Here is a 23,442-nt window from a genome sequence, read left to right as displayed (position 1 = left end):
TGAAAGTGGTATTTTTATAAGGTACACTTTTGATATTTTCTACAGTACCAGTTTTGTTATGGCTGCTTCAATTTCTGCGCCTTTTCCTCATTTGATTTTGCCAAAAGGCCAGATTAAAGATGGGCTATATTCAGCTTTACGTGATGCGATTTTAGATGGAAGACTCACTGCCGGAACAAAATTACCCTCAAGCCGTGCTTTAGCAGAGATGATGTCGATTTCACGAAATTCCGTATTGGCGGCTCTTGAACGTTTGCTCGATGAAGGATATTTATTTACTAAACCGAGTTCAGGGACTTACGTTGCCGAGGTTGTACCAGATCAACTCATACATATCCAAGAAAGTTCAAAAAAAACGATAACAAGTAAGCCTCATACCTTAAATATTAATCCGAATATAGAAGCGTTATTGGCTTCATGGCGAGAGCAGTCATCGTCAAGTCAAAAGAAAAAAATGTTCCATGTAGGGGTAGGTTGTGTAGATTTATTTCCACATCAGCTTTGGGGAAAGCTATTAACTCAAGCTTGGCGACAATCTTATTATCAACTGGGTCAATTTCATGACCCGCGTGGTTATTTACCACTGCGTCAGGCAATTTGCGAATATGTGCGCTCAACCCGTGGGCTGAATTGTAATGAACAGCAAATTATAATTGTAAATGGAACACAGCAGGCCATTCATTTGACTGCCTATGCCTTACTTCAAACAAATGATGAGGTGTGTTTGGATGAGCCGGGTTATGATGCAGCCTTTAATATTTTTCGAAGTTTTGGAGCTCAGGTCAATTTAATCGAGAGTGATGAAGAGGGTATGCAAGTCTCTGACATTACAGAGCATTATTTAAAAAGCAAACTTGTTTACACTGCGCCATCACATCAGTTTCCTTTAGGTGGAACTTTAAGTTTGACTCGCCGTTTTGCATTATTAGATTGGGCGAATAAAGCAGAAAAATGGATTTTTGAAGATGATTATAATAGTGAATTCCGCTATGGCACTCACCCCATCCAAGCCCTACAAGGTTTGGATCAGCAGCAACGTGTTATTTACTCTGGTACTTTTACCAAGATGATGTTTCCGGAGTTTCGCTTAGGTTTCATGGTCGTACCTGAGGCATTAATTGAAACCTTTAGTGCTGCTAAATATTATACTGACGTGCGAAGTTCATATTTAGAACAAGTTGCTTTAGCGCTATTTATACAACAAGGTCACTATGCTAGGCATGTGCGAAAAGTTCGAAAAGCGTGCTATGAACGCCAGCAGACACTAATTAAAGTAATTAAGGAGTATCTTCCAGACATACTTGATGTTCAGCCCACAGACTCAGGCATTCATCTTATATGCTGGTTAAAAGGCGCATGGACTGAGCAAGAATTTATTACACATTGTTCGGCTTTGGGTTTGGCGGTTCAGCCTCTATCTCGATATTGTCAACGAACACCGAAAAAGGCTGCTGTTTTATTAGGCTATGCTGCGCATCAACCTGAGGAAATTATAGAAAATATTAAGAAATTGGCTTTAATTTTAGACAAATAAAATAGCGAGTTTTTTAAACTATATATGAAAGATTGGTTAATTTTACTTTTTAATAAATAAAGTAAATTATTCAGTAAAATTTAATAATTTTATGAAATTTAACTAAATAGCGAAAATATTTTAAATTTAAAATAATATTAATCTTATTTTAAGCTAGCTTTATTATTCTAAAAACATCAAAGCTCATCTAAGTACACCTTTTAGCCACATTCTCCAGATGTGGCTCTTTTTATGGAAAATTTAAAAAGTTAACAAAATAAATAAACTAATAAGATTAAATATATAGAATAGTTTTAATCTTCTTCCATAGCATTACTATAAAACTTAACGCCTAGTTTAATACGATCTCGGCCATTACTCATACGCCAGCGATTTGTATCGCGTAAAGAATATACACAACCACAATATTCTTGTTGGTAGAACTCCTCGCGTTTGCTAATTTCGATCATGCGACTAGAGCCACCATTCTTTCGCCAGTTATAGTCCCAGTATTGAATTTCAGGATAGTGAGAAGCAGCACGAATCCCACAATCATTGATTTGCGTCATATTTTTCCATCTTGAAATCCCTAATGAGCTACTGATTAAGCTAAACCCATGTTCATAAGCGTATAAGGCAGTGCGTTCAAAACGCATATCAAAACACATGGTACATCGGATACCACGTTCAGGTTCATTTTCCATACCTTTGGCACGCGCAAACCAGTTGTCTGTATCATAATCTGCATCAATAAATGGAATATTATGTTTTTCTGCAAATCTAATATTTTCTTCTTTACGAATAAGATATTCTTTTATTGGATGAATATTCGGATTGTAAAAGAATATAGAAAAATCTATTTCGGATTCAATTAATGCTTCCATTACTTCACCTGAGCAAGGCGCACAGCATGAATGAAGTAATAGTTTATTATGTCCTAATGGGAGCTCGATTTTTTGACGTTGAATGGTCATAATTTAAAAATTAACTTATGTTTCTATATATTTTAAGTTTTTTAAAATTATATTGGAATGAATTTTTTTCAATTTAAGATGAAAATTTTTATTTTTTTATTTTGTAATATTAATTTGGATTAAATAAAATTCAACGCTATTAATATAATAAATATATTATATTAACCTAATATCAATGAGGTGATTTTTAATTTTATAGCAAGAAAAATTATGGGTCACTAGAAATGATGATAATTCTACATTGCTGTAACTATTTGTCTTTTAGGTATTTATTTTTCATATTTTGATTGGAAATTAGTGTGATGGGTGTCACAAATAAGTATTATTTTTTAAAATTCAATTATTTTTTAGATTTATGTTTTTAATAATTTTATAATATAACAGTTATTATGTTTTTCTAATTTGAGTATGTGATATTTTAAGATATGGACGATTGGCAATGTAAGTATTGTAATGGTTACATTATGGTTAATCATTCAAAGATAGGAGTAGGAGAAAAAGTTTACTTTTTGGTATATAAATTCGATGCAAAAAATGAAAGAAAAAAATTATATAAAAAAGGAATAGTGATTGCTCGTTGCGATAATATTTTACATATCGAATCAAGAAAAAAGACATATAAAATTGAAGAAGCTAAAGTCTATCCATTAGGTGCTCCTATGCCATTTGTTTACAACATGTTTTGGATATGTGGCTGTGAAAGAAGGCAATAGCATTTTATGAGGTCTAATAAAATTTGACTTCAAAACATTGTCTGTTTTTTATGCATTATTGAGTGCTAAATACTTTTACTAAATTTTAGTTGTTATAAACAATCCTCATAAATGAATGATTAAAATTTATATTTCTCATTTGACAAAGTTTTCTCATGCTTTTATAAAACCTCAACTAAACTTGAGATTAATAAAAATGACTGAAACGAATCAGAGCCGTTTGTTGACTGTAGGTGAAGTTGCAAAGCGTAGTGGCGTTGCCGTTTCAACGCTTCATTTTTATGAATCAAAAGATTTAATTAAAAGTATTAGGACCAATGGAAATCAACGCCGTTTTACTTTAGTGGTTTTACGTTATATAGCGATCATTAAAATTGCGCAAACTGTGGGTATTCCACTAGAGGAAATTAAACAAGCTTTAAGCAAGTACCCAATGGGATCTAAATTAACTGCACAGCAATGGAAAGAGTTATCTCTTGACTGGCGGAAAAATTTGGATGAGCGTATTCAAAAACTTACGAGACTTAGAGATGAGATGGATTGGTGTATTGGATGTGGATGCCTCTCTCTAGAGCAGTGCCCCTTAAGAAATCCAGATGATAAACTAGGACAAGAAGGCTCTGGACCACGTATTTTAGAAAGACCATAAACCTTGATTTTAGGCTTCAAATTTTGATTATAGTTTACCGATCGGAATAACTTAATGTGTTGTAAGCCGCTATCTATAAAGGTTTTTTATTGTAAATAAGTCATATAAAACATGAGTTTTTTTGATATCTTTAGCTTTTTTAGTAAGAAGTAAAATTTATGAAAAAAATTATCTTTCTTGGTTTAGCGCTCGTTTCGTTAACGGCTTGTTCAGCAGTACAACATAAAGAGTTAACTCCACCAAAAATTGGTTCACCAAACCCAGCAAGCAAATATTGTGTTGATCAAGGTGGAAAATTAGAAATTAGAAATGAAGCAAATGGTCAGGTTGGTTACTGTCATTTGCCAAATGGTCAAGTGGTCGAAGAGTGGAAATTATTCCGCGATAACCAAGCTAACTGTGTAGCTGAAGAAGCTCAAAAATTAGTTGGTCAGTCTGGCTTAACTGATGACCAAATCAAACAAACAACCAAGTCAGAAATTGTACGTAGAGTCGCTCCAGGTCAGCCAATGACAATGGATTATCGTACAAACCGTGTCACTGTTACCATTGATCCAGCAACTAAAAAAATTACCAACGCGAACTGTGGTTAATTTTTTAATTAAAAATTGATTTAAGACCGAACAAGAAAGCCTGTCAGAAGATGGGCTTTTATTATTTTTTCAGCTACTCAAAAAAAAGCCCCTAGCGGACTAGAGGCAGAAAAACTTCAGATGCAAGAACAGGTGAATTATGCATCTGAGTTAAGTAGGTTGTATCAAACCATGTAAAGCACTTTACCAGTAAAAATGAGTAAAAATAGGGGCGTGCGACTAATGGCTAATATGTGCTGTTTGTTATTTATACGAATTGATGCATTAAATTAATTTAAGAATCGTTTTAAACATCTACTAAAAAATAGAAGTTTTAAAATTTATGACTATGGACTCATGAGCTTAGGGTTCTTGTTCAACCGTTGTCTTTTTGTGCGACTACCCAAGAGTTATTCGTGATTTGTATTTGGCTTAATGATAATTTTAGAGCTATCCGCAAGGACACAATAATGACGAACATACGAATAATAATGAATCGAAGGTAGGACCCAGTGTTTATTAGTGTATTTGATCTTTTTAAAATTGGCATCGGCCCATCTAGCTCCCATACAGTTGGACCAATGCGAGCGGCATATCATTTTGTAGATGATTTATTGAAGCAAAATGATTTAGAAAAGACGGTTAGAGTTCAGGTTAAGCTATATGGTTCGCTTGCAGCAACTGGCGTTGGGCATGCGACTGATAAAGCAGTCCTGTTGGGCTTAATGGGCTTTGACCCTGAACATATCGATACTCAATTGAGCACAAGCTTGATTGAAGATGTTCTTGAAAATAAAGCAATTAAGCTTCATCGGCAAAAGAGTATTTGTTTTGACTATAAGCATGATGTGCTTTTTTTAGATGAATCTTTGCCTTATCACCCCAATGCAATGGAACTGATTGCGTATAACGAGGCTCAAGAAATTTTATATGCAGAAACATATTATTCAATCGGTGGAGGTTTCATTGTCAGTCAAAGGCAATTAACACAAACTCAGACTGAAACCAATGACGTTAAGGTTCCTTATCCATTTCACAGTGCGGCTGAACTTTTAAGCTTATGTAAGGCTCATCATTTATCGGTGAGTGAGTTAATGCTTGAAAATGAAAAAAGTTGGCGTAGTGAAACTGAGATTCGTAGCAAGATTATGGAAATCTGGAAAGTGATGCAGCAATGTATTCACAACGGATTAATCAATGAAGGAATATTACCGGGCGGATTAAACGTAAAACGTCGGGCTAAAAAAATTCACGACAAGTTATTAAATAAGAAAAATTCAAACCTGATTGTGACGACTTTCCATGCAATGGAATGGGTCAATTTATTTGCCTTAGCGGTAAATGAAGAAAATGCTGCTGGCGGTCGAGTGGTGACGGCACCTACAAATGGTGCAGCAGGGATTATTCCGGCAGTTTTATATTACTACGTGACTTTTTCTAAAGACTTTTCCGAAGATAAAGTGGTTCGCTTTTTTCTAAGTGCGGCAGCCGTCGGCATTTTATGTAAACTCAATGCTTCTATTTCTGGTGCAGAAGTAGGGTGTCAGGGAGAAGTCGGCTCGGCGTGTGCGATGGCTTCGGCGGGTTTAGCCGAGATTTTAGGAGCATCTCCTGAGCAAGTGGAGCATGCAGCTGAAATTGGGCTTGAACATAACTTGGGTTTAACGTGTGACCCGATTGGTGGTTTGGTTCAGGTGCCTTGCATTGAACGAAATGCAATTGCGGCTGTAAAAGCGATTAATGCAGCACAAATGGCACTTCATGATGAAGGTGAGCATTTTGTGACTTTAGATAAAGTTATTCAGACCATGAAGGAAACAGGTAGAGATATGTCTGAGAAATATAAAGAAACTTCAAAAGGTGGCCTCGCTGTTAACGCCATTGAGTGTTAAAAAAAATGAGATGGGGACGAGGTGGCCCCATCTCATTTTAAACATTAAGCCTCGCGAGCAACTAAAGTTAAAATGTCGTAGGTTGCGACAAGTTCACCACGTTGGTTTTTGACTTTAATATCCCATACCACAACGCCATGCGCAGGCTGAGATGGGTCTTTTTGTGGTTTAGGTGTTTTTTGTTTACAGGTGAGTTCAACCTGAATCGAGTCACCAATTTTAACCGGTTCAACAAAACGTAAGTTGTCCATACCGTAGTTGGCAATCACAGGGCCTTGTGCTGCATCTACAAATAGACCTGCTGCTGCAGACACAATGAAATAGCCATGGGCAACGCGTTCACCAAAGAAAGACTCGGCAGCTGCAATTTTGTCGGTATGCGCATAGAAGTAGTCACCGCTTAAACCAGCAAAGTTAACAATATCTGCTTCGCTTACGGTGCGACGCGCCGTTAATAAACGTTCACCAATCACTAACTCATCAAAAGACTTTTTAAATGGATGTACACGGTCTTCGTTAACTTTCGAGCCGGCAGTCCACGAGTGGGTAATTTGCGTCAGGCTATTTGGAGAGCCTTGAATTGCAGTGCGCTGCATATAATGTTTAACCGCGCGAATACCACCTAACTCTTCACCACCACCTGCACGACCAGGACCGCCGTGTACTAAATGTGGAAGTGGTGAACCATGACCTGTACTTTCTTTTGCCGATTCCGCATCAAGTACATGCACACGACCATGCCAAGGCGCAATTTTTTGAATAATCAGCTCAATATTCTCATCGTTATTTTTAACGACAGAAGCCACTAGGCTACCTTCACCACGTGAAACAAGGTCAGCTAGTTCTTCAATGTTTTGATATGGCATGAGGGTACATACAGGGCCGAAAGCTTCTGTGGTATGAACATTGGTCGCTTGTAAAGGTTGTTCGCAGAGCAATAAAGTTGGAGCGAAAAAAGCACCTTTTTCAGGATGGTCTGCATTAAATGTAAAGCTATCATTGCCACCAAAAACAATTTTTGCGTCTTTGCTGAGTTCGGCAACTTTTTCTGCAACGTCATGTTTTTGTTTAATGCTCGCTAAAGCACCCATGGTTGTTTCTTCTTTTTGAGGGTCGCCCACCACAACTTTAGCAAGTTTAGCAGTTAGCTTTTCTTGTACTGTCGCTAACAAATTTTCAGGAACAAATGCACGACGAATCGCAGTACATTTTTGGCCTGCTTTGGTGGTCATTTCACGGAAGACTTCACGCACAAATAAATCGACAGCTTCTTCATTTGCCTCAGGGCTTAAAATTGCACTGTTTACCGAGTCGGCTTCCATGCTAAATGGAATCGAATATTTATTGAGGTGAGGGTGATTACGCAGTTTTTGACCTGTGTAAGCAGAACCTGTAAAGGTAACACAGTCTTGTGGGCCTAGGTGCTCTAACAGGTCATACGTCTGACCGCAAATGAGTTGCAGCGAGCCTTTTGGTAATACATGCGCTTCTTCAATGGCTTTTACAACCGCTTGAGTTAATTGAGAGCCATCGGTTGCAGGTTTCACAATACATGGCACACCTGCAAGTAGCGTCGGTGCAATTTTTTCAAGCATTCCCCAAATCGGGAAGTTAAAAGCATTAATGTGAACGGCAACACCTGCTTTAGGACTTAAAATGTGTTTAGCACCAAAAGTTCCATTTTTAGATAATTGAATCCAGCTATCTTCAGTAATAATTTTTTCGTCATTGAGTTCACGGCGAACCAGACTTGAATAAGCAAATAATGTCTGGATTCCACCTTCAATATCAATCCAAGCATCTTTACGAGTTGCACCTGTCGCATAAGCAAGCTTGTAGAACTCTTCCTTACGTTCAAGTAAATGTTGGGCAATTTGTTTTAACGCATTTGCACGTTGGTGGAATGTCCAGTTTGCCAGTTCTGAACCATTTTGTTTGGCATACTGAACAGCACGTTTCATATCTATGCCATGACTACTTACGGCATAAATCGATTCACCTGTAATGGCATGGTAAACAGGGCGTAGTTCTTCGTCAGATGAATGCCATGTTCCATAGACATAAGAAGCAAGATGAGGCAGTTGATGCTCAGACTGCTGAAAATCTGTGTCAGTTGAGGTTCCTTCTAGGTGTGCTTGTTCAAGCATGACCAAACTCCTTTTTTATTTGATACGTCAATTATAAAAATTGCAAAAATATGATTCATAATTTCAGATTAATTTGTTTAAAAGTCAACTTTATTTTGATTTATAAAAGTAAAAAGGTTTTTTACAATTGGATTAAAATTAATAATTTCAATGATTTGATGTATTTTATTGTGGTAGATTTAATTTGATACTAAAAAAGTGATTGACTTTGTTTTTAGTGTATCGAAAAATAGATTCATGGGTGATACCTACAGGGAATGAAAGAATGGAAAACAATTACCAGAAATTTGAACAAAATATTGCCAATGAAATTACGATCGAGGCTAAGGATCAAATGCCCGATGCCTACCGCAAAACATTAATTCGTCAAATTGGGCAACATGGTCATTCTGAAATTGTAGGTATGTTGCCTGAAGGAAACTGGATTACTCGTGCGCCGACTTTAAAACGTAAAGCGGTTTTGCTCGCGAAGGTACAAGATGAAGCGGGTCATGGTTTGTATTTGTACAGTGCGGCAGAAACTTTAGGTGCTGACCGTGATGACATGATGGAAAAATTAATTGATGGAAAAATGAAATACTCATCCATCTTTAACTATCCAACTTTGACTTGGGCAGATGTCGCTGCAATTGGTTGGCTTGTCGATGGGGCAGCCATTGTGAACCAAGTTGCGCTTTGCCGTACCTCTTACGGACCATATGCACGTGCAATGGTACGTATTTGTAAAGAAGAAAGTTTCCACCAGCGCCAAGGTTTTGAAGCCATGATGGCTTTGGCAGGCGGTACACCAGAACAAAAACAGATGGCGCAAGATGCGGTAAATCGTTATTGGTGGCCAGCACTGATGATGTTTGGTCCAAGTGATGAACACTCTCCAAACAGCGCACAAAGCATGGCGTGGAAAATCAAACGCTTTAGTAACGATGAATTACGTCAAAAGTTTGTCGATAACACCGTACCACAAGTGTTGCAACTTGGCTTGGAAGTACCGGACCCAGATTTAAAGTTCAATGAAGAAACTGGTCACTACGAGTTTGGCGAGATTGACTGGCACGAATTTAATGAAGTAATTGCTGGACGTGGACCATGTAATCACGAGCGTATCGAAGCACGCCGTAAAGCATGGGAAAACGGCAAATGGGTTCGTGATGCAGCAGTAGTCTACGCGAAAAAACAGCAGCTTGAAGCGAACAAAGTGGCTTAACAAGATTTATGGAAAAATTTGAGGAAATCAAAATGGAAGATAAAAACAACTGGTCGCTCTACGAAGTATTTGTACGTAGTAAACAAGGCTTAAGCCACCGTCATGTAGGCAGCTTAAGAGCACCTGATGATGAAATCGCACTACAACATGCTCGTGATGTTTATACACGTCGTAATGAAGGAATTAGCATTTGGGTGGTTCGCTCTGAACTGATTAAGTCATCACAGCCAGATGAAAAAGCTGAATTTTTCGATCCTTCTCTAGACAAGGTTTATCGTCATCCGACTTTTTACCATATTCCAGATGGCATTGAGCACATGTAAGGGGAATGGAAATGAATAATTCAGTTTTATCTAAATTCTTATTACATATTGGCGACAGCCAACTGGTTTTATCTCAGCGTTTGGCTGAATGGTGCGGGCACGCACCTGAGCTTGAAGTTGATATTGCTTTAGCAAATATCGGTTTGGACTTGTTGGGTCAGGCAAGAAACTTTCTGACGTTGGCAGGTCAATATGATGAAGCTAAGCGTGATGAAGATCAGCTTGCGTATTTCCGTACAGAACGAGAGTTTTTAAACCTATTGTTGTGTGAACAACCCAATGGCGATTTTGCACAAACGATAGTACGCCAGTGGTTGATGGACCATTACCATCTTCATTTATTTACGGCTTTAACGCAAAGCTCACTTCCTGAATTAAGCGCACTTGCCGTTAAATCTTTAAAAGAAGTGAAGTATCACATCCGTTTTTCAACAAGCTGGATGGAACGTTTAAGTTTAAGCACAGATGAAGCGCATCAACGTGTGCAAGACGGTTTAAATAATTTATGGCGCTTTACTGCTGAGTTATTTGAACTTAATGCGGACGAACAAGCATTAGTCGAACAAGGCGTGATTCCAGATTTTTCAAATGAAAAAGAACAATGGAACCAAACCATTGCAGATGAGCTTAAGCGTTTTGAATTAAATGTTGCTGTGAACGGTGCTTATCGCCGTGGTGCAAAACAAGGATTGCATACCGAGCATTTAGGTTATTTGTTGGCTGAAATGCAATGTATTCAAAGAACTTATCCGGGAATGACCTGGTAAGACAAGGAGGTGAGCCATGCAAATGATTCGTCATTGCATCGACCAATGTTGGGATGTTCTACAAACGGTAAGTGACCCTGAAATTCCTGTTTTATCGGTTGTCGATTTAGGCATGATTCGTGGTGTAGAAATTAACGATCAACAAGAAATTATTGTTCGTCTAACTCCGACATATAGCGGATGCCCAGCAACAGATATGCTCAAAACACAAATTGCTGAAGCCTTTACCGCAGAAGCTTTGACACCGGTCAAAGTGATGGTCGATTTGTCAGAAGCATGGACCACGGACTGGATGTCTGAAGCGGGTAAAAAGAAACTGCAAGTTTATGGCATTGCACCACCTGAAGGGTTGGCGCATCAATGTGGGACTCACGTTCATTTAAAAGATGGTGTCGAGTGCCCACGTTGTAAAAGCCGAGACACCCGACTGTTAACAGAGTTTAGTTCTACCGCCTGTAAAGCACTTTATAAATGTCAGGACTGTCTTGAGCCTTTTGATTACTTCAAATGTATTTAAGTCTTTAGATAAGGAAATCAGCCATGAGCCAATTTGTACCATTAAAAGTAAAAAGTATTACGCCTCAAACCGATCAGGCAATTTGTATTGCATTTGACGTTGTACCTGAACAACAAGAACAATTTCAATTTCAACCGGGTCAACACTTAACCATTCGCCACTTAACTGAAGCGGGTGAAATCCGCCGTTGTTATTCAATTTGTAGCTATGCAGCAAAAGAAGACATCAGTATTGCGGTTAAAAAAATTGATCAGGGTCAATTTTCAAATTGGGCAAATGATCATTTGAAAGTGGGCGATGTGCTTGAAGTGATGCCACCACAAGGTGTGTTTTTTCAAAAAGCAGCCAAGATGGGCGGACAAAACTATTTAGGTGTTGCTGCGGGCAGTGGTATTACCCCAATTTTATCGATTGTTAAGCAAGTTTTATTTGAACAACCTGAAGCTAAATTTACCTTGCTCTATGGCAATCGCTCATGGAAACAAACCATGTTTGCCGAGCAAATTATGGATTTGAAAGATCAGTTTAAAGAACGTTTTCAGCTCATCAATATTTTTTCTCGTGAGTTCAACGATAGTGAGCTGATGAATGGTCGTATTGATGAAGAAAAGCTAAAACAACTTTTTGATTTTGATGTGCTTGAAACGAGTTTTGACCATGTGTTTGCCTGTGGTCCAGACGAAATGATGAATGCCGTAGAAAGCACTTTGCCAAACTATGGTATTGCAAAAGAAAAAATCCACACCGAACGTTTCCACACAGGACAAGCCCGTAAACGTAGTGTTGAAGCGGATGCAAATCGTAAAGAAGAAAAGGTCAACATCATTTTAGACGGTCGTGAACTGATTGTTTCTGTGGCTCAGGACGATGAAAGTATTCTTGATGCGGCTTTACGTGCGGGTGCTGACTTACCGTATGCCTGTAAAGGTGGGGTGTGTGCGACTTGTCGTTGTAAAGTTGTTTCTGGTGAAGTCGATATGTTCCTTAACTATAGCCTTGAAAAAGACGAAGTCGAAAAGGGCTATGTACTTAGCTGTCAAACCTTACCAAAAGGCCCAAATGTTCGTTTGAGTTTTGATGAGTAGAGGCTGTCATGCAAGAGTTAATCAAAGCCAGCACAGCAACTGACGGTGTTTTGTTATTAACCCTAAACCGTCCAGAAAAAAGAAATGCTTTAAACAATGCAACATTGCAGTGTTTATGCGAGTTGCTCGAAGAAGCTGAGCACAATGCTCAAGTCAAAGCGGTGGTTTTAACAGGTAACTCACAATGTTTTGCTGCTGGAGCAGATCTTAGCGAGTTGGCTGCAATGGACGCCGTGTCTTTGCAACTCGATATTCGTCCGAAGCTTTGGCAAAAAATTGATGCGTTTAGTAAACCACTGATTACAGCAGTGAATGGCTATGCCTTAGGCGCTGGGTTTGAGCTGGTTTTGCATTCAGATATGGTGATTTGCGGTGAAAATGCCCGTTTTGCTTTACCTGAAATTACCTTGGGGATGTTGCCGGGTGCAGGTGGAACACAGCGTTTAGCGCGCTTGGTTGGACAACAGCTTACCATGCGCTGGGCCATGACAGGTGAGATGATTTCGGCAAAACAGGCAGAGCAACATGGCATTTGCAGTCAAGTGGTGCCGACCGAATTAACCGTTGAATATGCGGTTCAACTTGCAGCAAAAATTGCCAAACAAGCGCCTTTAGCGATTCGCGTGATTAAACAATCAATTAAAAGTATTCATGAAACAACGTTAAGTCAGGGACTCAAGTTTGAACGTCAAAACTTTGTCTGGCTGGCGGCTACAAAAGATCGAAACGAAGGGATTAATGCTTTCTTTGAGAAAAGAAAGCCAGTGTTTAGAGGTGAGTGATGGTCTATCAAAATATTATTGCTGAAGAAAAAAATGGTGTTGGCTACCTGACATTTAACCGCCCAAAAGCACTGAATAGCTTTAACGTTGATATGCACCGTGAAGTGGCTGAGGTTTTAAACCTATGGACTAAAAATCCAGATGTTCGCTGTGTGGTGATTAGTGGCGAAGGCCGTGGCTTCTGTGCAGGGCAAGATTTAGGCGACCGTGTAGTTGACCCAAATGCTGAAGCTCCAGATTTAGGATATTCCATTGAAACTTACTATAACCCGCTCATTAAAACGATTGTAAATATGCCAAAGCCTGTCATTTGTGCAGTAAATGGCGTGGCAGCAGGTGCAGGGGCAAATATTGCACTGGCATGTGATTTGGTGATTGCAGCGAAATCGGCAAACTTCGTACAAGCCTTTTGCCGCTTAGGTTTGGTTCCAGACTCTGCGGGTACATGGTTTTTACCTCGTGCTGTAGGTCATGCACGTGCGATGGGTTTAACCTTGTTAGGTGACAAGCTCCCAGCAGAAACCGCAAAAGAATGGGGCATGATTTGGGATGTTGTAGAAGATGCCGAGCTTAAAACAAAAGTAACTGAACTCGCTGAACGTTTAGCAAAACAGCCTACATTTGGCTTATCTCTTATTAAAAAAGCTATTCATCAATCAAGCAATAACACTTTTGATGAGCAAATGCTTTTAGAGCGTGATTTACAACGTATTGCGGGTCGTTCCGAAGATTATCGTGAAGGTGTGCAAGCCTTTATGAATAAACGCGAACCAAATTTTAAAGGGCGCTAAGCATGACAGATTTAGATTTATCTCGTGCCCGAATTGCCGTTATTGGTTCTGGCACCATGGGCATCGGCATTGCCCAGTTAGCCATCGTCAATGGGCACTCGACCGTTTTATATGATTTAGATGCTCAAAAAGCGCAACAAGCCGCTCAAGGCTTAGAGCAGACGTTTAAAAAGCTGGTTGAAAAGAACAAGCTCACACAACAGCAAGCTGATGAAGCCTTAGCGCGTTTAACTGTGGTCAATCAAATTGAAGCACTACGTGATGCTGACTTGGTCATTGAAGCAGTCGTTGAGAAAAAAGAAGTTAAACAGTCTTTATTTAAGCAACTCGCTGAAATTTGTAGTGTACAAACCATTTTTGCAAGCAATACATCTTCAATTTCAGTGACTGCAATTTCGGCGGGCATTGCTCACCCTGAGCGCGTAGTGGGTTTACACTTTTTTAACCCTGCGCCAGTCATGAAACTGGTTGAAATTGTACAAGGCTTAAAAACACCAAACAGCCTATGTTTGGCTTTAAAAAACTTGATGCTCGGCTGGAAAAAAATTCCTGTACTCACCAAGTCGACTCCTGGTTTTATTGTTAACCGAATTGCACGTCCATTTTATGCAGAAGGCTTTAGAGCACTGCAAGAACAAGTTACCAGCTACGACCAACTAGATTATGCTTTAAAACAGTGTGGCGGTTTTGCGATGGGGCCGTGTGAACTTACCGACCTCATTGGACAAGATGTTAACTTTTCGGTAACTCAAAGCGTTTACCAAGAGTTTTTTTACGAGCCACGCTACCGTCCAAGCCTCATTCAAAAAGAATTAGTCGATGCGGGTGCTTGGGGCCGTAAGTCAAAACAGGGCTTCTATAGTTATAACGAAAAAAATCAGTACGAGACATTTCAACTTCAAGCTGTGGTTGCCGAGCCAGTCGATGCCCATATTCAGCTAAAAGGGACTTGGTCTCAGCTACCTGCTTTTTTAACGCGTTTAGGTTTAAAAAGCGGATCTGCTAGCGACGACAATATTCTTCAAATTGATGATATCGACTTACGTTTAAGCCAAGGTGAGTCTGCCAATATTCATTACTTAAGCCGTAAAGTGGTTTTAATGGATTGGCACCATGATTTTGAGCAGGCGCAAGCTTTAGTACTCAGTCATAACGAACTTTGTGAAGCAAGTGATCTGGCTAAAGTTGAGACTTACTTTGCGCAGTTTGGTATCAGTGTGATGTGGATTAAAGACCATCCTGCGCTGTTAACCTTACGCACCATCGCTTTACTCATTAATGAAGCCTGCGAAGCAAGTTTACATGGGGTTGCGAGTCTGGAAGATATTGATAATGCCATGAAATATGGAGTGAATTATCCTAAGGGTCCTTACCAGTGGTTGACACAAATGGGCGGTGCTTATGTGCTCCAAACCTTAAATAACTTATATGCACTGTATGGAGAGGAAAAATATCGCGCGAGTATCTACCTCAAGCAATATGTAGCGAAAACTCAAAAAATTGCTACTCAATATTCACGTGATATGACCGAATTTGCATAATCAGGAGTCAACATGGAAGACGTTTTAATTTGCGATTTTATTCGTACCCCAATTGGACGATATGCAGGTGCCCTAAGTGCAGTACGTGCAGATGATTTAGCTGCATTGCCAATTAAATATTTAAAAGATAAACACCCGAACCTACCGTGGAATACTGTAGACGAAGTGTTTTTAGGATGTGCTAACCAAGCAGGTGAAGACAACCGTAACGTTGCACGTATGGCAACACTGTTAGCAGGCTTACCTGATACGGTACCTGCCATGACGGTCAATCGCTTGTGTGCATCGGGTTTAGATGCGGTAGGACTTGCAGCACGTTCAATTAAAGCAGGTGAAGCACAGTTCGTTTTGGCAGGTGGTGTGGAGTCAATGAGCCGTGCGCCATTTGTACAAGCTAAACCAACTGAAGCATTTAGCCGTACCCCTGAAATTTATGACACTACCATTGGCTGGCGCTTTGTAAATAAGCAACTTAAAGCGCAATACGGCACCGACAGCATGCCTGAAACTGCTGAAAATGTAGCTGAAAAATATCAAATTAGTCGTGAAGACCAAGATGCGTTTGCATTGCGTAGCCAACAAAAAACGGCTGCGGCACAACAAAACGGTTTCTTTAATGATGAGATTTTGCCTGTCGAGATTGTAGACCGTAAGAAAAACGTGAACGTTGTTAATCGAGACGAACATCCACGTGAAACGACACTTGACGCACTCGCTAAACTAAAAGCGCCATTTAAAAAAGAAGGTGGCTCGGTGACTGCCGGAAATGCCTCTGGTGTAAATGATGGCGCCGCATGTGTGTTAATTACCAACCGTGAATTTGCAGATACACATGGTTTAAAACCTTTAGCACGCGTGATTGGCATTGCAAGTGCAGGGGTTGAACCCAAATATATGGGTATAGGTCCTGTTCCGGCTGTACAGAAAATTTTAAAGCAGACAGGTTTAACGCTAGATCAGATAGATGTGATTGAGCTTAATGAAGCATTCGCAGCCCAATCTTTGGCTTGTATGCGTGAACTTGGTCTAAAAGATGACGATGAACGCGTGAACCCAAATGGCGGTGCGATTGCACTCGGACATCCGCTCGGTATGAGTGGTACTCGCTTAGTAATTACAGCAACACGTGAGCTAAAAAAACGCGGTGGACGCTATGCACTTTGCACGATGTGTGTAGGTGTTGGACAAGGCGTCGCACTGATTTTGGAAAACTTAAATTAATTCAGACGGTTTTAAAAATTACATAATGAGGAGAGAGGCGATGGACAGCCTTACAACGGATAATGTTGAACAATTAACACTTGCAGAGCTTAGAGAGCTGCAAACTAAACGGTTAAAACAAACCCTGACTTTTGTATATGAAAATAGTCCGGTCTATAAGAAAAAGTTCGATGAAGCAGGTGTACATCCTGATGACTTCGTGACTTTAGACGATCTGGCAAAGTTTCCATTTACCACCAAACAGGATTTAAGAGACAACTATCCGTTTGGAATGTTTGCCGTACCGCAAGAGCAAATTGTGCGTTTACATGCGTCATCAGGCACAACGGGTAAACCGACAGTCGTGGGTTATACCCAAAAAGATATTAATACTTGGTCTGACATTGTCGCGCGTTGCTTACGCATGGCAGGTTTAACCGCGAAAGATATGGTTCAGGTGGCTTATGGCTATGGACTATTTACAGGTGGTCTAGGTGCACATTATGGCGCTGAGCGCTTAGGTGCGACGGTTATTCCAATGTCTGGCGGTCAAACTGAAAAGCAAGTTCAGCTTATTCAAGACTTTAAGCCTACTGCAATTATGGTTACGCCATCGTATTGCGTGAGTATTATTGAAAAACTCGAGCAACAATTTGGTACGGCACGTAATACGTCTTTAAAAGTCGGTATTTTTGGTGCCGAGCCATGGACCAACGAACTTCGCCGTGAAATTGAAGAACGCCTAAATATTAAAGCACTCGATATTTATGGTTTGTCTGAGGTGATGGGACCGGGTGTTGCGATGCAATGTCTAGGCGAGGGCGAAGGGCTAACCATTTGGGAAGATCATTTCTACCCAGAAATTATTAACCCTGAAACGGGTGAAGTCTGTAAAGATGGCGAACTTGGCGAGCTAGTCTTTACCACCATTACTAAAGAAGGCTTACCGATTATTCGTTACCGTACCCGTGATTTGACCCGTTTGCTTGCTGGTGAAAATCTGGCGATGCGTAAAATGGATAAAATTGTGGGCCGTAGTGACGACATGCTGATTATTCGCGGCGTGAACGTTTTCCCGACTCAAATTGAAGAGCAAATTTTGCAAGTTCCGCATTTAGTTCCAAATTATGAAATTTTGGTGACTAAAAAAGGACATATGGATACTTTGCATATTCGTACAGAGATGTGTCATAACTGTAATATACAGGCCAATCAACTTGCTCAGGAGTTGATGAAACGCATTAAAACCATGATTGGGATTAGCGTTACTGTAGAAGTTGTTACAGAAGCGACCTTACCTCGTTCGGAAGGTAAGGCAAAGCGGGTAATCGATATGCGTCAGATTGCTTAACATCAAGATCATTCAGGGTATAGAATCTATACCCTGAAACTAAACGCCAAGACATGAGTATGAGTGCAAAAATACAGCAAATAATTGATTCTGTTGTAAAGAATGAAACCTTAAGTGGAACTTCGCTTATTTCGACAATTTTTGGAGATTCAGTACTTCATCGGGGTGGAAACATTAGTCTTGCGAGCCTGATTCAGTTATTAGAGCTGTTTGGTTTTAATGACCGCGCTGTAAGAACCTCTGTTTTTCGTTTAGTTAAAAATGATTGGTTATGTTCGGACAAAATCGGCAGAACCAGTTTTTATCGAATTACCGATTCAAGCCGTTCGACTTATTTGCAGGCCGAGCAACGCATTTATAACGACCAGATGAAAGAGTGGGACCATTATTGGGATCTTATTCTGATGTCTAGCCTCGACACTGAAAATAAAGCGTTGCTAAAGAAAGAACTCGAATGGTTAGGGTTTGCCAATATTTCTACAAACCTAATGGCTTATCCGGGTTGTAACCGTATTGAACTGCAACGCTTGTTGGTTGACTTAAATATGAGTGAGCAAGTGGTGGTGTTTAAAGCCGAAACCTTGCAGCTCTTTAATAATTCTGTCGATACCATTGGTCGTATGCTCAGAACCAACTGGCCAATTGATGAATTACGCCAAAGATATTTACAGTTTCTCGATATTTTTAGGGAAATTGGCGTGTTGCTCATGCAAGAAAACGAACAACTTGAACCTGTTCAGGCCTTTCAAATTCGAACTTTGCTCATTCATTATTATCGACGGATTTTATTGAAAGACCCAGCACTACCGCTTGAATTGTTGCCAACTGACTGGCCTGCGATTAGTGCACGAACTTTATCAATGAATATTTATAAAAAAGTATTTGAACCTGCCGATGAATACTTCTTGTCTGTTGCCGCAACAGCAGAAGGACCAATGCCAAATGCCACAGCACATTATTGGCGCCGTTTCGGAGGTTTGGTGGCAACAAATGAGAGGTTAAATCATGCCTTGTTATAGTATTGACGGTGTTATTCCAGTCGTTAGCCCAGAAGCTTTTGTACACCCAACTGCTGTTTTAATTGGTGATGTGATTATTGAAGCGGGTGTATATGTGGGACCTTTTGCATCATTGCGTGCCGATTTTGGTCGTATTCATATTAAGCAAAATGCCAATATACAAGATAGCTGCACCGTACATGGCTTTCCGCAAAGCGTGACTTTAGTTGAGGAAATGGGCCACATTGGGCATGGCACAACTTTACATGGCTGCCGCATTGGTAAAAATGTTTTGGTCGGCATGAACAGCGTAATTTTAGACTATGCCGAAATTGGTGAAAACTCCATTATTGGTGCAAATAGTCTGGTCAAAACCAAAGATATAATTCCAGCAAATGTTTTGGCAATGGGTAGTCCTGCCAAGGTTGCACGTGATTTGTCAGAACAAGAAAAAAAGTGGAAAACTAGAGGCACGCAAGAATACATGGAGCTTGCACAGCGCTGCTTAAACTCAATGCAAGAAGTTCAGCCTTTAAGCTCTGAGGTGGATGACCGCCTGACTTATAAGGACTTTAGTTCTTCAAACTATCAGATTAAACAAGATAGCGTTTAACGGCTTTTAATCAGTCAATTTCAATACACATAGGTTTATAACATTTAGGGAAATACTCGCACGAGTAGGGAGACGTTTGTGCAAAAAATGGAAACTACTGCGGTTGATCAATTCGCAGAGCTATTGGGTGTTCAAGTGCTGCATCGCAGTTTTGATGAAGCGCGTTGTCAGCTTAATGTAAAAGACGAACACATGAATGCCTTGGGCGGCGTACATGGTGGCGTGATATTTTCTTTAGCCGATATTGCTTTTGCGATGGCTTGTAATGCAGGGGATGCGCCATATACTGGCCTACAGGCGGATATTCGCTATATGAGCGGTGCGAAAGATAGGGTGTTATTGGCAACGGCAACCAAGGTCGGCAGTAGTAAAAAATTTGCGCATTATGAAGTTGTGATAACAGACGGTTTGAATAATAGAGTCGCTTTGTTTACTTCTACGTGTTACAGACTCGCGCCGTGATATGGGGTTAGTTTTGAAGAGAGTCCCTGCAAAAACAGGGGCTTTTTTATGTTCATTCTTTTAACTGTTCCGATATTAAATAAATAACAATTAATTCCACGTCTTAATCTGTCGCACATTTCAGTTGAGTATCTTTTATATAGATTCAACTATGTTAAATTAAGATTATTAAGTTAATACTTGCCTTTAATAAAAAGGACAAATTGATATCAGTTTCACAAGTGCTTCGAGATTTTTTGAGCAATATTGAAGTTGATAACAGAGCACAAAGAAAAAATTGATATCAAGAGATTACTAAAGCTTTAAATCAAAAAATCTATAGTACAGAATCTTAAGGTGGTTGCTAAATGATGGAAGTGCAAGAATACCGTTTAATTTACAATTGGAAAGATATTGAGGAAAGACCAAATTTTTTGCCTGAAATTACTATAAATAATGAAGAAGAAGCGATAGACAATCTTAGTCATATTATTGCACCTTATCAATTTAGAGATAAAGTTAAATGTGGAATTAGTCGATGTAAAACTAAACATAACTATGGTTTTCTTGTTAAGTTGAAAACTGGAAAAGAGATTATAATTGGTAAAGATTGTGGGAAAAAATATTTTGGAGCTGAATTTAAGGCACAATATAAGTTGATGAATACTCTTAGAACTGAGTCTGAAAACTTTAAAATTTTAGAAGAGAAATTTTTATTAATAAATGAGCTAAAAGATAATTATGAAAAAATAACTTTATTTGCTGGTAAACATGGAATTCATAAAATACTTCAAACAATTAAACAGCTAAGTACTGCTAATGAAAGTTTAAATTATTGGACAGTCGCTGATATACGTCAGAATATTACCAATTCAGGCGATATTTGGATGAATGTTAGGAAAAATGAACAAGAAATAGAAAATGAAAGAAGATTACGGGTTGAGTCACAGGGCAATATTTATGATCCTACATCTAGTCAGGGTGAGATAAAAATAGATTTATATCGTAAAGAGAAAATTGCAAAGGTGGAATGTTTTGAAATTACATATAAAGCATATGAAATAGAAAATTTAATAAAATATTTTTCTTCTATTCATAGAACTTTAAAACATCCAAGAGATATGAAAAAAGAAGATCGCAAAAAGTTGGTTAAAGAATTTAGGGCATATGAACAAAATATGCATGAAATAAATAATTATTGTTTGAAAGGGAATAAGCTTTTATCTTATGATAATATTTTAAAAATTGAAAATGCAATAAAAGATAATAGTGCTAAAAAAGAATTCCGAAATTGGGCTGCTCAGTTTGTGTAAGAGTTGATTTATTGAGTGTTTTTTTAATTTTATTCTTGAGTATTGTAAATTAGATTTTTTGAATCAATTGAATATTAGAGTTGAAAAAATATAGTATTAATAAACAGCAATCAGATAAGTAAATTACCTGATTGCTGTTTAGTCAAATTTATTTTAAGTTAAATAACCTTTAATTTGAAGTTTAATATTTAAGAAAATTGTAGCTGATCCATATATTAATCCGAATATTCCTAAAACAATATAAAGAAGTATAATTTGATAATTCCCATAAATAGCATTTATTATGGACATAGCTATACAAAAGCCAAAAATTGAAATAAAACAAATTGAAATTTTTTCTATAAAGAATGTTAGTGATCTATGATAAAAATCAGGTAATTCTATTTTAAATATATTGATTAATAATTTTATAATAATTGCTAAACAACTAATAATGGCTGTAGTTGTTGAAATTGTTAGTTCTGTAAAATATGTTTCAACTAAATTATTTTTTGGGAAAAATAGATGTAATGCATATATTGTTAAAGTAGATAGAATTACTATTATACAAATTTCGGTATGTTTAATAATAGTATTTTTGAACATTGCGCACCTCACTATGAGTTGAACTATAATTTCATAAAGATTAGCAGATGTATAAAAAAAAAGTTTGTAATGATTGATAAATTAAAAAATTAATTTTTAAAAATAGACCCCGTTCAAAACAGCCTCCCGCGGCTGTTTTTTCATACCCCTCTATAACGCTCCACTTAACAATAACTCCTTCATTATTTAGCCTTACTTTTCTAATGATTTAATTTAAAACAAATGGCATTTTGTGTGCTTGACTGCAAAAGGGTTGGGCACTATTCTTTGCCTGCTGGCCTACATTGCCAGTCGATCGTCGCGGATCGTCCCTTAAGAGCATTAAAGGTTTTATACTTTTAGTGTGTACACCCTCGTGCCCCCTCTGCGGCGGAACGGGAGGGGGACACCTTTGGGTGTGCTGGAATCTTAAGGCCAGTCCGCGAACCCCCTTTCGTTCTGCCACCATAATTCTATTCATGTCGGCAGAACTCCCAATAAAAAGGAGTTGGCTTTGCACATCCATTATTTCTTGGCAGCCTTTGCCAAAAGCTATAACGACACAGCTTAAAAATTAAAGCAGCTTGATTGCCTTTAGGGTTTTCAGGCTTAAAGTCATTTTTACTTAAAACTTAGCAACAACAAACTTGAGATGTGCCAAGCACAGTCTTTACGGCTTTGCTGTGCCTTTTTTTCTCCCAAAATGGGCACAGGCTTTTTATCTCATTTAGACACAACAAGAATTTATAACGGAAAAATTATGCGAAATTTAGAAATCTCATCCAAAAAACTACAGGTTATTCAAACCGCAATTCAACTCTTTACCACTCGTGGCTTTCACACCGTAGGTGTAGACCTGATTGCTAAACAATCCCAAATCACCAAATCTACGTTTTATAAATATTTTGGCTCAAAAGAACGCTTAGTTGAAATGTGCATCGCCTTTCAAAAAAGCCTGCTCAGAGAGAAAGTGCTCGCTATTATTTACTCAAGCTGTTATTACGCGTCAAAAGATAAACTCAAAGAAATTATTATTTTACATACCAATTTAAACAGCCTCTATAACCTTTTACTTAAAGCCATTTTTGAAATAAAACTACTTCATCCGCAGGCTTACCGTATGGCGGTTGAGTACCGAAAGTGGCTGCGCCATGAAATTTTTGATCTGATTTTTAGCGGAGAAATCCGGGAGCCACAATTCGATGCCAACATGGTGGTAAACCTGATAGATGGTTTACTGCTACAGGTTTTAGGCTCGCAAGGTTTGGAGGAAAGAGATGTAGTGTTGGATTATTTTTTAAATTCTTTTGTTAGAAACTTTAGCGCACGATTACGGGAAGCATAAGCCCTAATGATAAATAGCGATTAGATGAGCTTTGAGCGTTGCAATAACAGAGCAATAAGTTGACTTCAAATCGTGGCTTAAGTGGTCTGAGGTCAAGTTTTTTTAAAGATACTTAAGCAATATGGTTTGCGTAACTTCAATCAAATA

The 23,442-nt window shown here is 38.7% G+C and carries 23 protein-coding genes; 20 read left to right on the top strand and 3 right to left on the bottom strand.

Annotation, left to right across the window (positions count from 1 at the left end; all coding sequences use genetic code 11):
- The first annotated feature begins 58 nt into the window (after positions 1-58).
- On the top strand, positions 59-1,534 hold the full coding sequence (locus ABFY81_RS03705; protein ID WP_347913065.1) for a PLP-dependent aminotransferase family protein: 1,476 nt from the start codon (positions 59-61) through the stop codon (positions 1,532-1,534).
- A 293-nt stretch (positions 1,535-1,827) separates the two neighbouring features.
- Here the strand turns inward: ABFY81_RS03705 and ABFY81_RS03700 are convergent, their stop codons facing one another.
- On the bottom strand, positions 1,828-2,487 hold the full coding sequence (locus tag ABFY81_RS03700) for an epoxyqueuosine reductase QueH (RefSeq protein ID WP_077166341.1): 660 nt from the start codon (positions 2,485-2,487) through the stop codon (positions 1,828-1,830).
- A gap of 425 nt (positions 2,488-2,912) precedes the next feature.
- Here ABFY81_RS03700 and ABFY81_RS03695 point away from each other — a divergent pair, with 425 nt between their 5' ends.
- The 4 genes from ABFY81_RS03695 (at position 2,913) to ABFY81_RS03680 (ending at position 6,313) form a co-directional block, all read left to right on the top strand.
- Positions 2,913-3,200, top strand: a complete 288-nt coding sequence (locus ABFY81_RS03695) for a hypothetical protein (RefSeq protein WP_004702430.1) — start codon at positions 2,913-2,915, stop codon at positions 3,198-3,200.
- Positions 3,201-3,396: 196 nt separating this feature from the next.
- Positions 3,397-3,849 (top strand): redox-sensitive transcriptional activator SoxR, encoded by a 453-nt coding sequence (gene soxR, locus ABFY81_RS03690; RefSeq protein ID WP_347913063.1) that lies wholly within the window; start codon positions 3,397-3,399, stop codon positions 3,847-3,849.
- Positions 3,850-4,007: 158 nt separating this feature from the next.
- Positions 4,008-4,442: an I78 family peptidase inhibitor gene (locus ABFY81_RS03685; RefSeq protein ID WP_347913062.1), complete on the top strand. Its 435-nt coding sequence runs from the start codon at positions 4,008-4,010 to the stop codon at positions 4,440-4,442.
- A 491-nt stretch (positions 4,443-4,933) separates the two neighbouring features.
- Positions 4,934-6,313 (top strand): L-serine ammonia-lyase, encoded by a 1,380-nt coding sequence (locus ABFY81_RS03680; protein WP_347913061.1) that lies wholly within the window; start codon positions 4,934-4,936, stop codon positions 6,311-6,313.
- Between the two features lie 44 nt (positions 6,314-6,357).
- On the opposite strand, the gene paaZ is transcribed toward ABFY81_RS03680, so the two are convergent.
- A complete protein-coding gene (gene paaZ, locus ABFY81_RS03675; protein ID WP_347913060.1) occupies positions 6,358-8,460 on the bottom strand; it encodes a phenylacetic acid degradation bifunctional protein PaaZ in 2,103 nt (700 codons plus the stop codon).
- Between the two features lie 265 nt (positions 8,461-8,725).
- On the opposite strand from paaZ, the gene paaA reads away from it, so the two are divergent.
- The 14 genes from paaA (at position 8,726) to ABFY81_RS03605 (ending at position 21,386) form a co-directional block, all read left to right on the top strand.
- Complete coding sequence (paaA, locus tag ABFY81_RS03670) at positions 8,726-9,664, top strand: 1,2-phenylacetyl-CoA epoxidase subunit PaaA (protein WP_046879723.1); 939 nt, start codon at positions 8,726-8,728, stop codon at positions 9,662-9,664.
- 32 nt (positions 9,665-9,696) lie between these two features.
- Positions 9,697-9,987, top strand: a complete 291-nt coding sequence (gene paaB, locus ABFY81_RS03665; protein WP_000389648.1) for a 1,2-phenylacetyl-CoA epoxidase subunit PaaB — start codon at positions 9,697-9,699, stop codon at positions 9,985-9,987.
- A gap of 11 nt (positions 9,988-9,998) precedes the next feature.
- Positions 9,999-10,754 carry a 1,2-phenylacetyl-CoA epoxidase subunit PaaC gene (gene paaC / locus ABFY81_RS03660; RefSeq protein WP_347913059.1) on the top strand — a complete coding sequence of 252 codons (756 nt, stop codon included), beginning with the start codon at positions 9,999-10,001 and terminating at the stop codon, positions 10,752-10,754.
- A 16-nt stretch (positions 10,755-10,770) separates the two neighbouring features.
- On the top strand, positions 10,771-11,271 hold the full coding sequence (paaD, locus tag ABFY81_RS03655) for a 1,2-phenylacetyl-CoA epoxidase subunit PaaD (RefSeq protein ID WP_308965177.1): 501 nt from the start codon (positions 10,771-10,773) through the stop codon (positions 11,269-11,271).
- Between the two features lie 23 nt (positions 11,272-11,294).
- Complete coding sequence (paaE, locus tag ABFY81_RS03650; RefSeq protein ID WP_004793393.1) at positions 11,295-12,356, top strand: 1,2-phenylacetyl-CoA epoxidase subunit PaaE; 1,062 nt, start codon at positions 11,295-11,297, stop codon at positions 12,354-12,356.
- 8 nt (positions 12,357-12,364) lie between these two features.
- Entirely contained in the window at positions 12,365-13,138 is a 774-nt protein-coding gene (locus tag ABFY81_RS03645; protein WP_151768565.1) for an enoyl-CoA hydratase-related protein, read from the top strand.
- Positions 13,138-13,929 carry a 2-(1,2-epoxy-1,2-dihydrophenyl)acetyl-CoA isomerase PaaG gene (gene paaG, locus ABFY81_RS03640; protein ID WP_347913058.1) on the top strand — a complete coding sequence of 264 codons (792 nt, stop codon included), beginning with the start codon at positions 13,138-13,140 and terminating at the stop codon, positions 13,927-13,929. The genes ABFY81_RS03645 and paaG overlap by 1 nt, the downstream gene beginning before the upstream one ends.
- A 2-nt stretch (positions 13,930-13,931) precedes the next feature.
- A complete protein-coding gene (locus tag ABFY81_RS03635; RefSeq protein WP_347913057.1) occupies positions 13,932-15,470 on the top strand; it encodes a 3-hydroxyacyl-CoA dehydrogenase in 1,539 nt (512 codons plus the stop codon).
- Positions 15,471-15,482: 12 nt separating this feature from the next.
- Entirely contained in the window at positions 15,483-16,691 is a 1,209-nt protein-coding gene (gene pcaF / locus ABFY81_RS03630) for a 3-oxoadipyl-CoA thiolase (RefSeq protein ID WP_347913056.1), read from the top strand.
- 40 nt (positions 16,692-16,731) lie between these two features.
- Entirely contained in the window at positions 16,732-18,021 is a 1,290-nt protein-coding gene (gene paaK / locus ABFY81_RS03625; RefSeq protein WP_004702409.1) for a phenylacetate--CoA ligase PaaK, read from the top strand.
- 53 nt (positions 18,022-18,074) lie between these two features.
- Positions 18,075-19,040, top strand: a complete 966-nt coding sequence (gene paaX / locus ABFY81_RS03620) for a phenylacetic acid degradation operon negative regulatory protein PaaX (protein ID WP_000062822.1) — start codon at positions 18,075-18,077, stop codon at positions 19,038-19,040.
- On the top strand, positions 19,027-19,632 hold the full coding sequence (locus ABFY81_RS03615; RefSeq protein WP_347913055.1) for a gamma carbonic anhydrase family protein: 606 nt from the start codon (positions 19,027-19,029) through the stop codon (positions 19,630-19,632). Before paaX ends, ABFY81_RS03615 begins: the two co-directional genes overlap by 14 nt.
- A gap of 78 nt (positions 19,633-19,710) precedes the next feature.
- The gene (locus ABFY81_RS03610) at positions 19,711-20,094 is read left to right on the top strand and encodes a PaaI family thioesterase (RefSeq protein ID WP_347913054.1); all 384 of its coding nucleotides are present in this window, start codon (positions 19,711-19,713) and stop codon (positions 20,092-20,094) included.
- Positions 20,095-20,441: 347 nt separating this feature from the next.
- On the top strand, positions 20,442-21,386 hold the full coding sequence (locus ABFY81_RS03605) for a hypothetical protein (protein ID WP_347913053.1): 945 nt from the start codon (positions 20,442-20,444) through the stop codon (positions 21,384-21,386).
- Positions 21,387-21,539: 153 nt separating this feature from the next.
- On the opposite strand, the gene ABFY81_RS03600 is transcribed toward ABFY81_RS03605, so the two are convergent.
- Positions 21,540-21,971 carry a hypothetical protein gene (locus ABFY81_RS03600; RefSeq protein WP_346790218.1) on the bottom strand — a complete coding sequence of 144 codons (432 nt, stop codon included), beginning with the start codon at positions 21,969-21,971 and terminating at the stop codon, positions 21,540-21,542.
- 739 nt (positions 21,972-22,710) lie between these two features.
- Here ABFY81_RS03600 and ABFY81_RS03595 point away from each other — a divergent pair.
- Positions 22,711-23,295 (top strand): TetR/AcrR family transcriptional regulator, encoded by a 585-nt coding sequence (locus tag ABFY81_RS03595; protein WP_347913052.1) that lies wholly within the window; start codon positions 22,711-22,713, stop codon positions 23,293-23,295.
- Positions 23,296-23,442 lie beyond the last annotated feature (147 nt).

It is taken from the genome of Acinetobacter sp. WA-87 (assembly GCF_039938935.1).
Taxonomy (GTDB): domain Bacteria; phylum Pseudomonadota; class Gammaproteobacteria; order Pseudomonadales; family Moraxellaceae; genus Acinetobacter; species Acinetobacter seifertii.
Note: the sequence above shows the minus strand (reverse complement) of the source record. Positions and strands in the feature narration are given on the sequence as shown.

Coding starts and splice junctions, on each gene's coding strand:
- ABFY81_RS03600 (WP_346790218.1), bottom strand. CDS start 21,971: ATGTTCAAAAATACTATTATTAAACATACCGAAATTTGTATAATAGTA.
- paaA (WP_046879723.1), top strand. CDS start 8,726: ATGGAAAACAATTACCAGAAATTTGAACAAAATATTGCCAATGAAATT.
- paaD (WP_308965177.1), top strand. CDS start 10,771: ATGCAAATGATTCGTCATTGCATCGACCAATGTTGGGATGTTCTACAA.
- ABFY81_RS03595 (WP_347913052.1), top strand. CDS start 22,711: ATGCGAAATTTAGAAATCTCATCCAAAAAACTACAGGTTATTCAAACC.
- paaC (WP_347913059.1), top strand. CDS start 9,999: ATGAATAATTCAGTTTTATCTAAATTCTTATTACATATTGGCGACAGC.
- paaB (WP_000389648.1), top strand. CDS start 9,697: ATGGAAGATAAAAACAACTGGTCGCTCTACGAAGTATTTGTACGTAGT.
- soxR (WP_347913063.1), top strand. CDS start 3,397: ATGACTGAAACGAATCAGAGCCGTTTGTTGACTGTAGGTGAAGTTGCA.
- paaK (WP_004702409.1), top strand. CDS start 16,732: ATGGACAGCCTTACAACGGATAATGTTGAACAATTAACACTTGCAGAG.
- ABFY81_RS03615 (WP_347913055.1), top strand. CDS start 19,027: ATGCCTTGTTATAGTATTGACGGTGTTATTCCAGTCGTTAGCCCAGAA.
- paaZ (WP_347913060.1), bottom strand. CDS start 8,460: ATGCTTGAACAAGCACACCTAGAAGGAACCTCAACTGACACAGATTTT.
- pcaF (WP_347913056.1), top strand. CDS start 15,483: ATGGAAGACGTTTTAATTTGCGATTTTATTCGTACCCCAATTGGACGA.
- ABFY81_RS03605 (WP_347913053.1), top strand. CDS start 20,442: ATGATGGAAGTGCAAGAATACCGTTTAATTTACAATTGGAAAGATATT.
- ABFY81_RS03685 (WP_347913062.1), top strand. CDS start 4,008: ATGAAAAAAATTATCTTTCTTGGTTTAGCGCTCGTTTCGTTAACGGCT.
- ABFY81_RS03705 (WP_347913065.1), top strand. CDS start 59: ATGGCTGCTTCAATTTCTGCGCCTTTTCCTCATTTGATTTTGCCAAAA.
- ABFY81_RS03635 (WP_347913057.1), top strand. CDS start 13,932: ATGACAGATTTAGATTTATCTCGTGCCCGAATTGCCGTTATTGGTTCT.
- paaE (WP_004793393.1), top strand. CDS start 11,295: ATGAGCCAATTTGTACCATTAAAAGTAAAAAGTATTACGCCTCAAACC.
- ABFY81_RS03695 (WP_004702430.1), top strand. CDS start 2,913: ATGGACGATTGGCAATGTAAGTATTGTAATGGTTACATTATGGTTAAT.
- ABFY81_RS03700 (WP_077166341.1), bottom strand. CDS start 2,487: ATGACCATTCAACGTCAAAAAATCGAGCTCCCATTAGGACATAATAAA.
- ABFY81_RS03645 (WP_151768565.1), top strand. CDS start 12,365: ATGCAAGAGTTAATCAAAGCCAGCACAGCAACTGACGGTGTTTTGTTA.
- paaG (WP_347913058.1), top strand. CDS start 13,138: ATGGTCTATCAAAATATTATTGCTGAAGAAAAAAATGGTGTTGGCTAC.
- paaX (WP_000062822.1), top strand. CDS start 18,075: ATGAGTATGAGTGCAAAAATACAGCAAATAATTGATTCTGTTGTAAAG.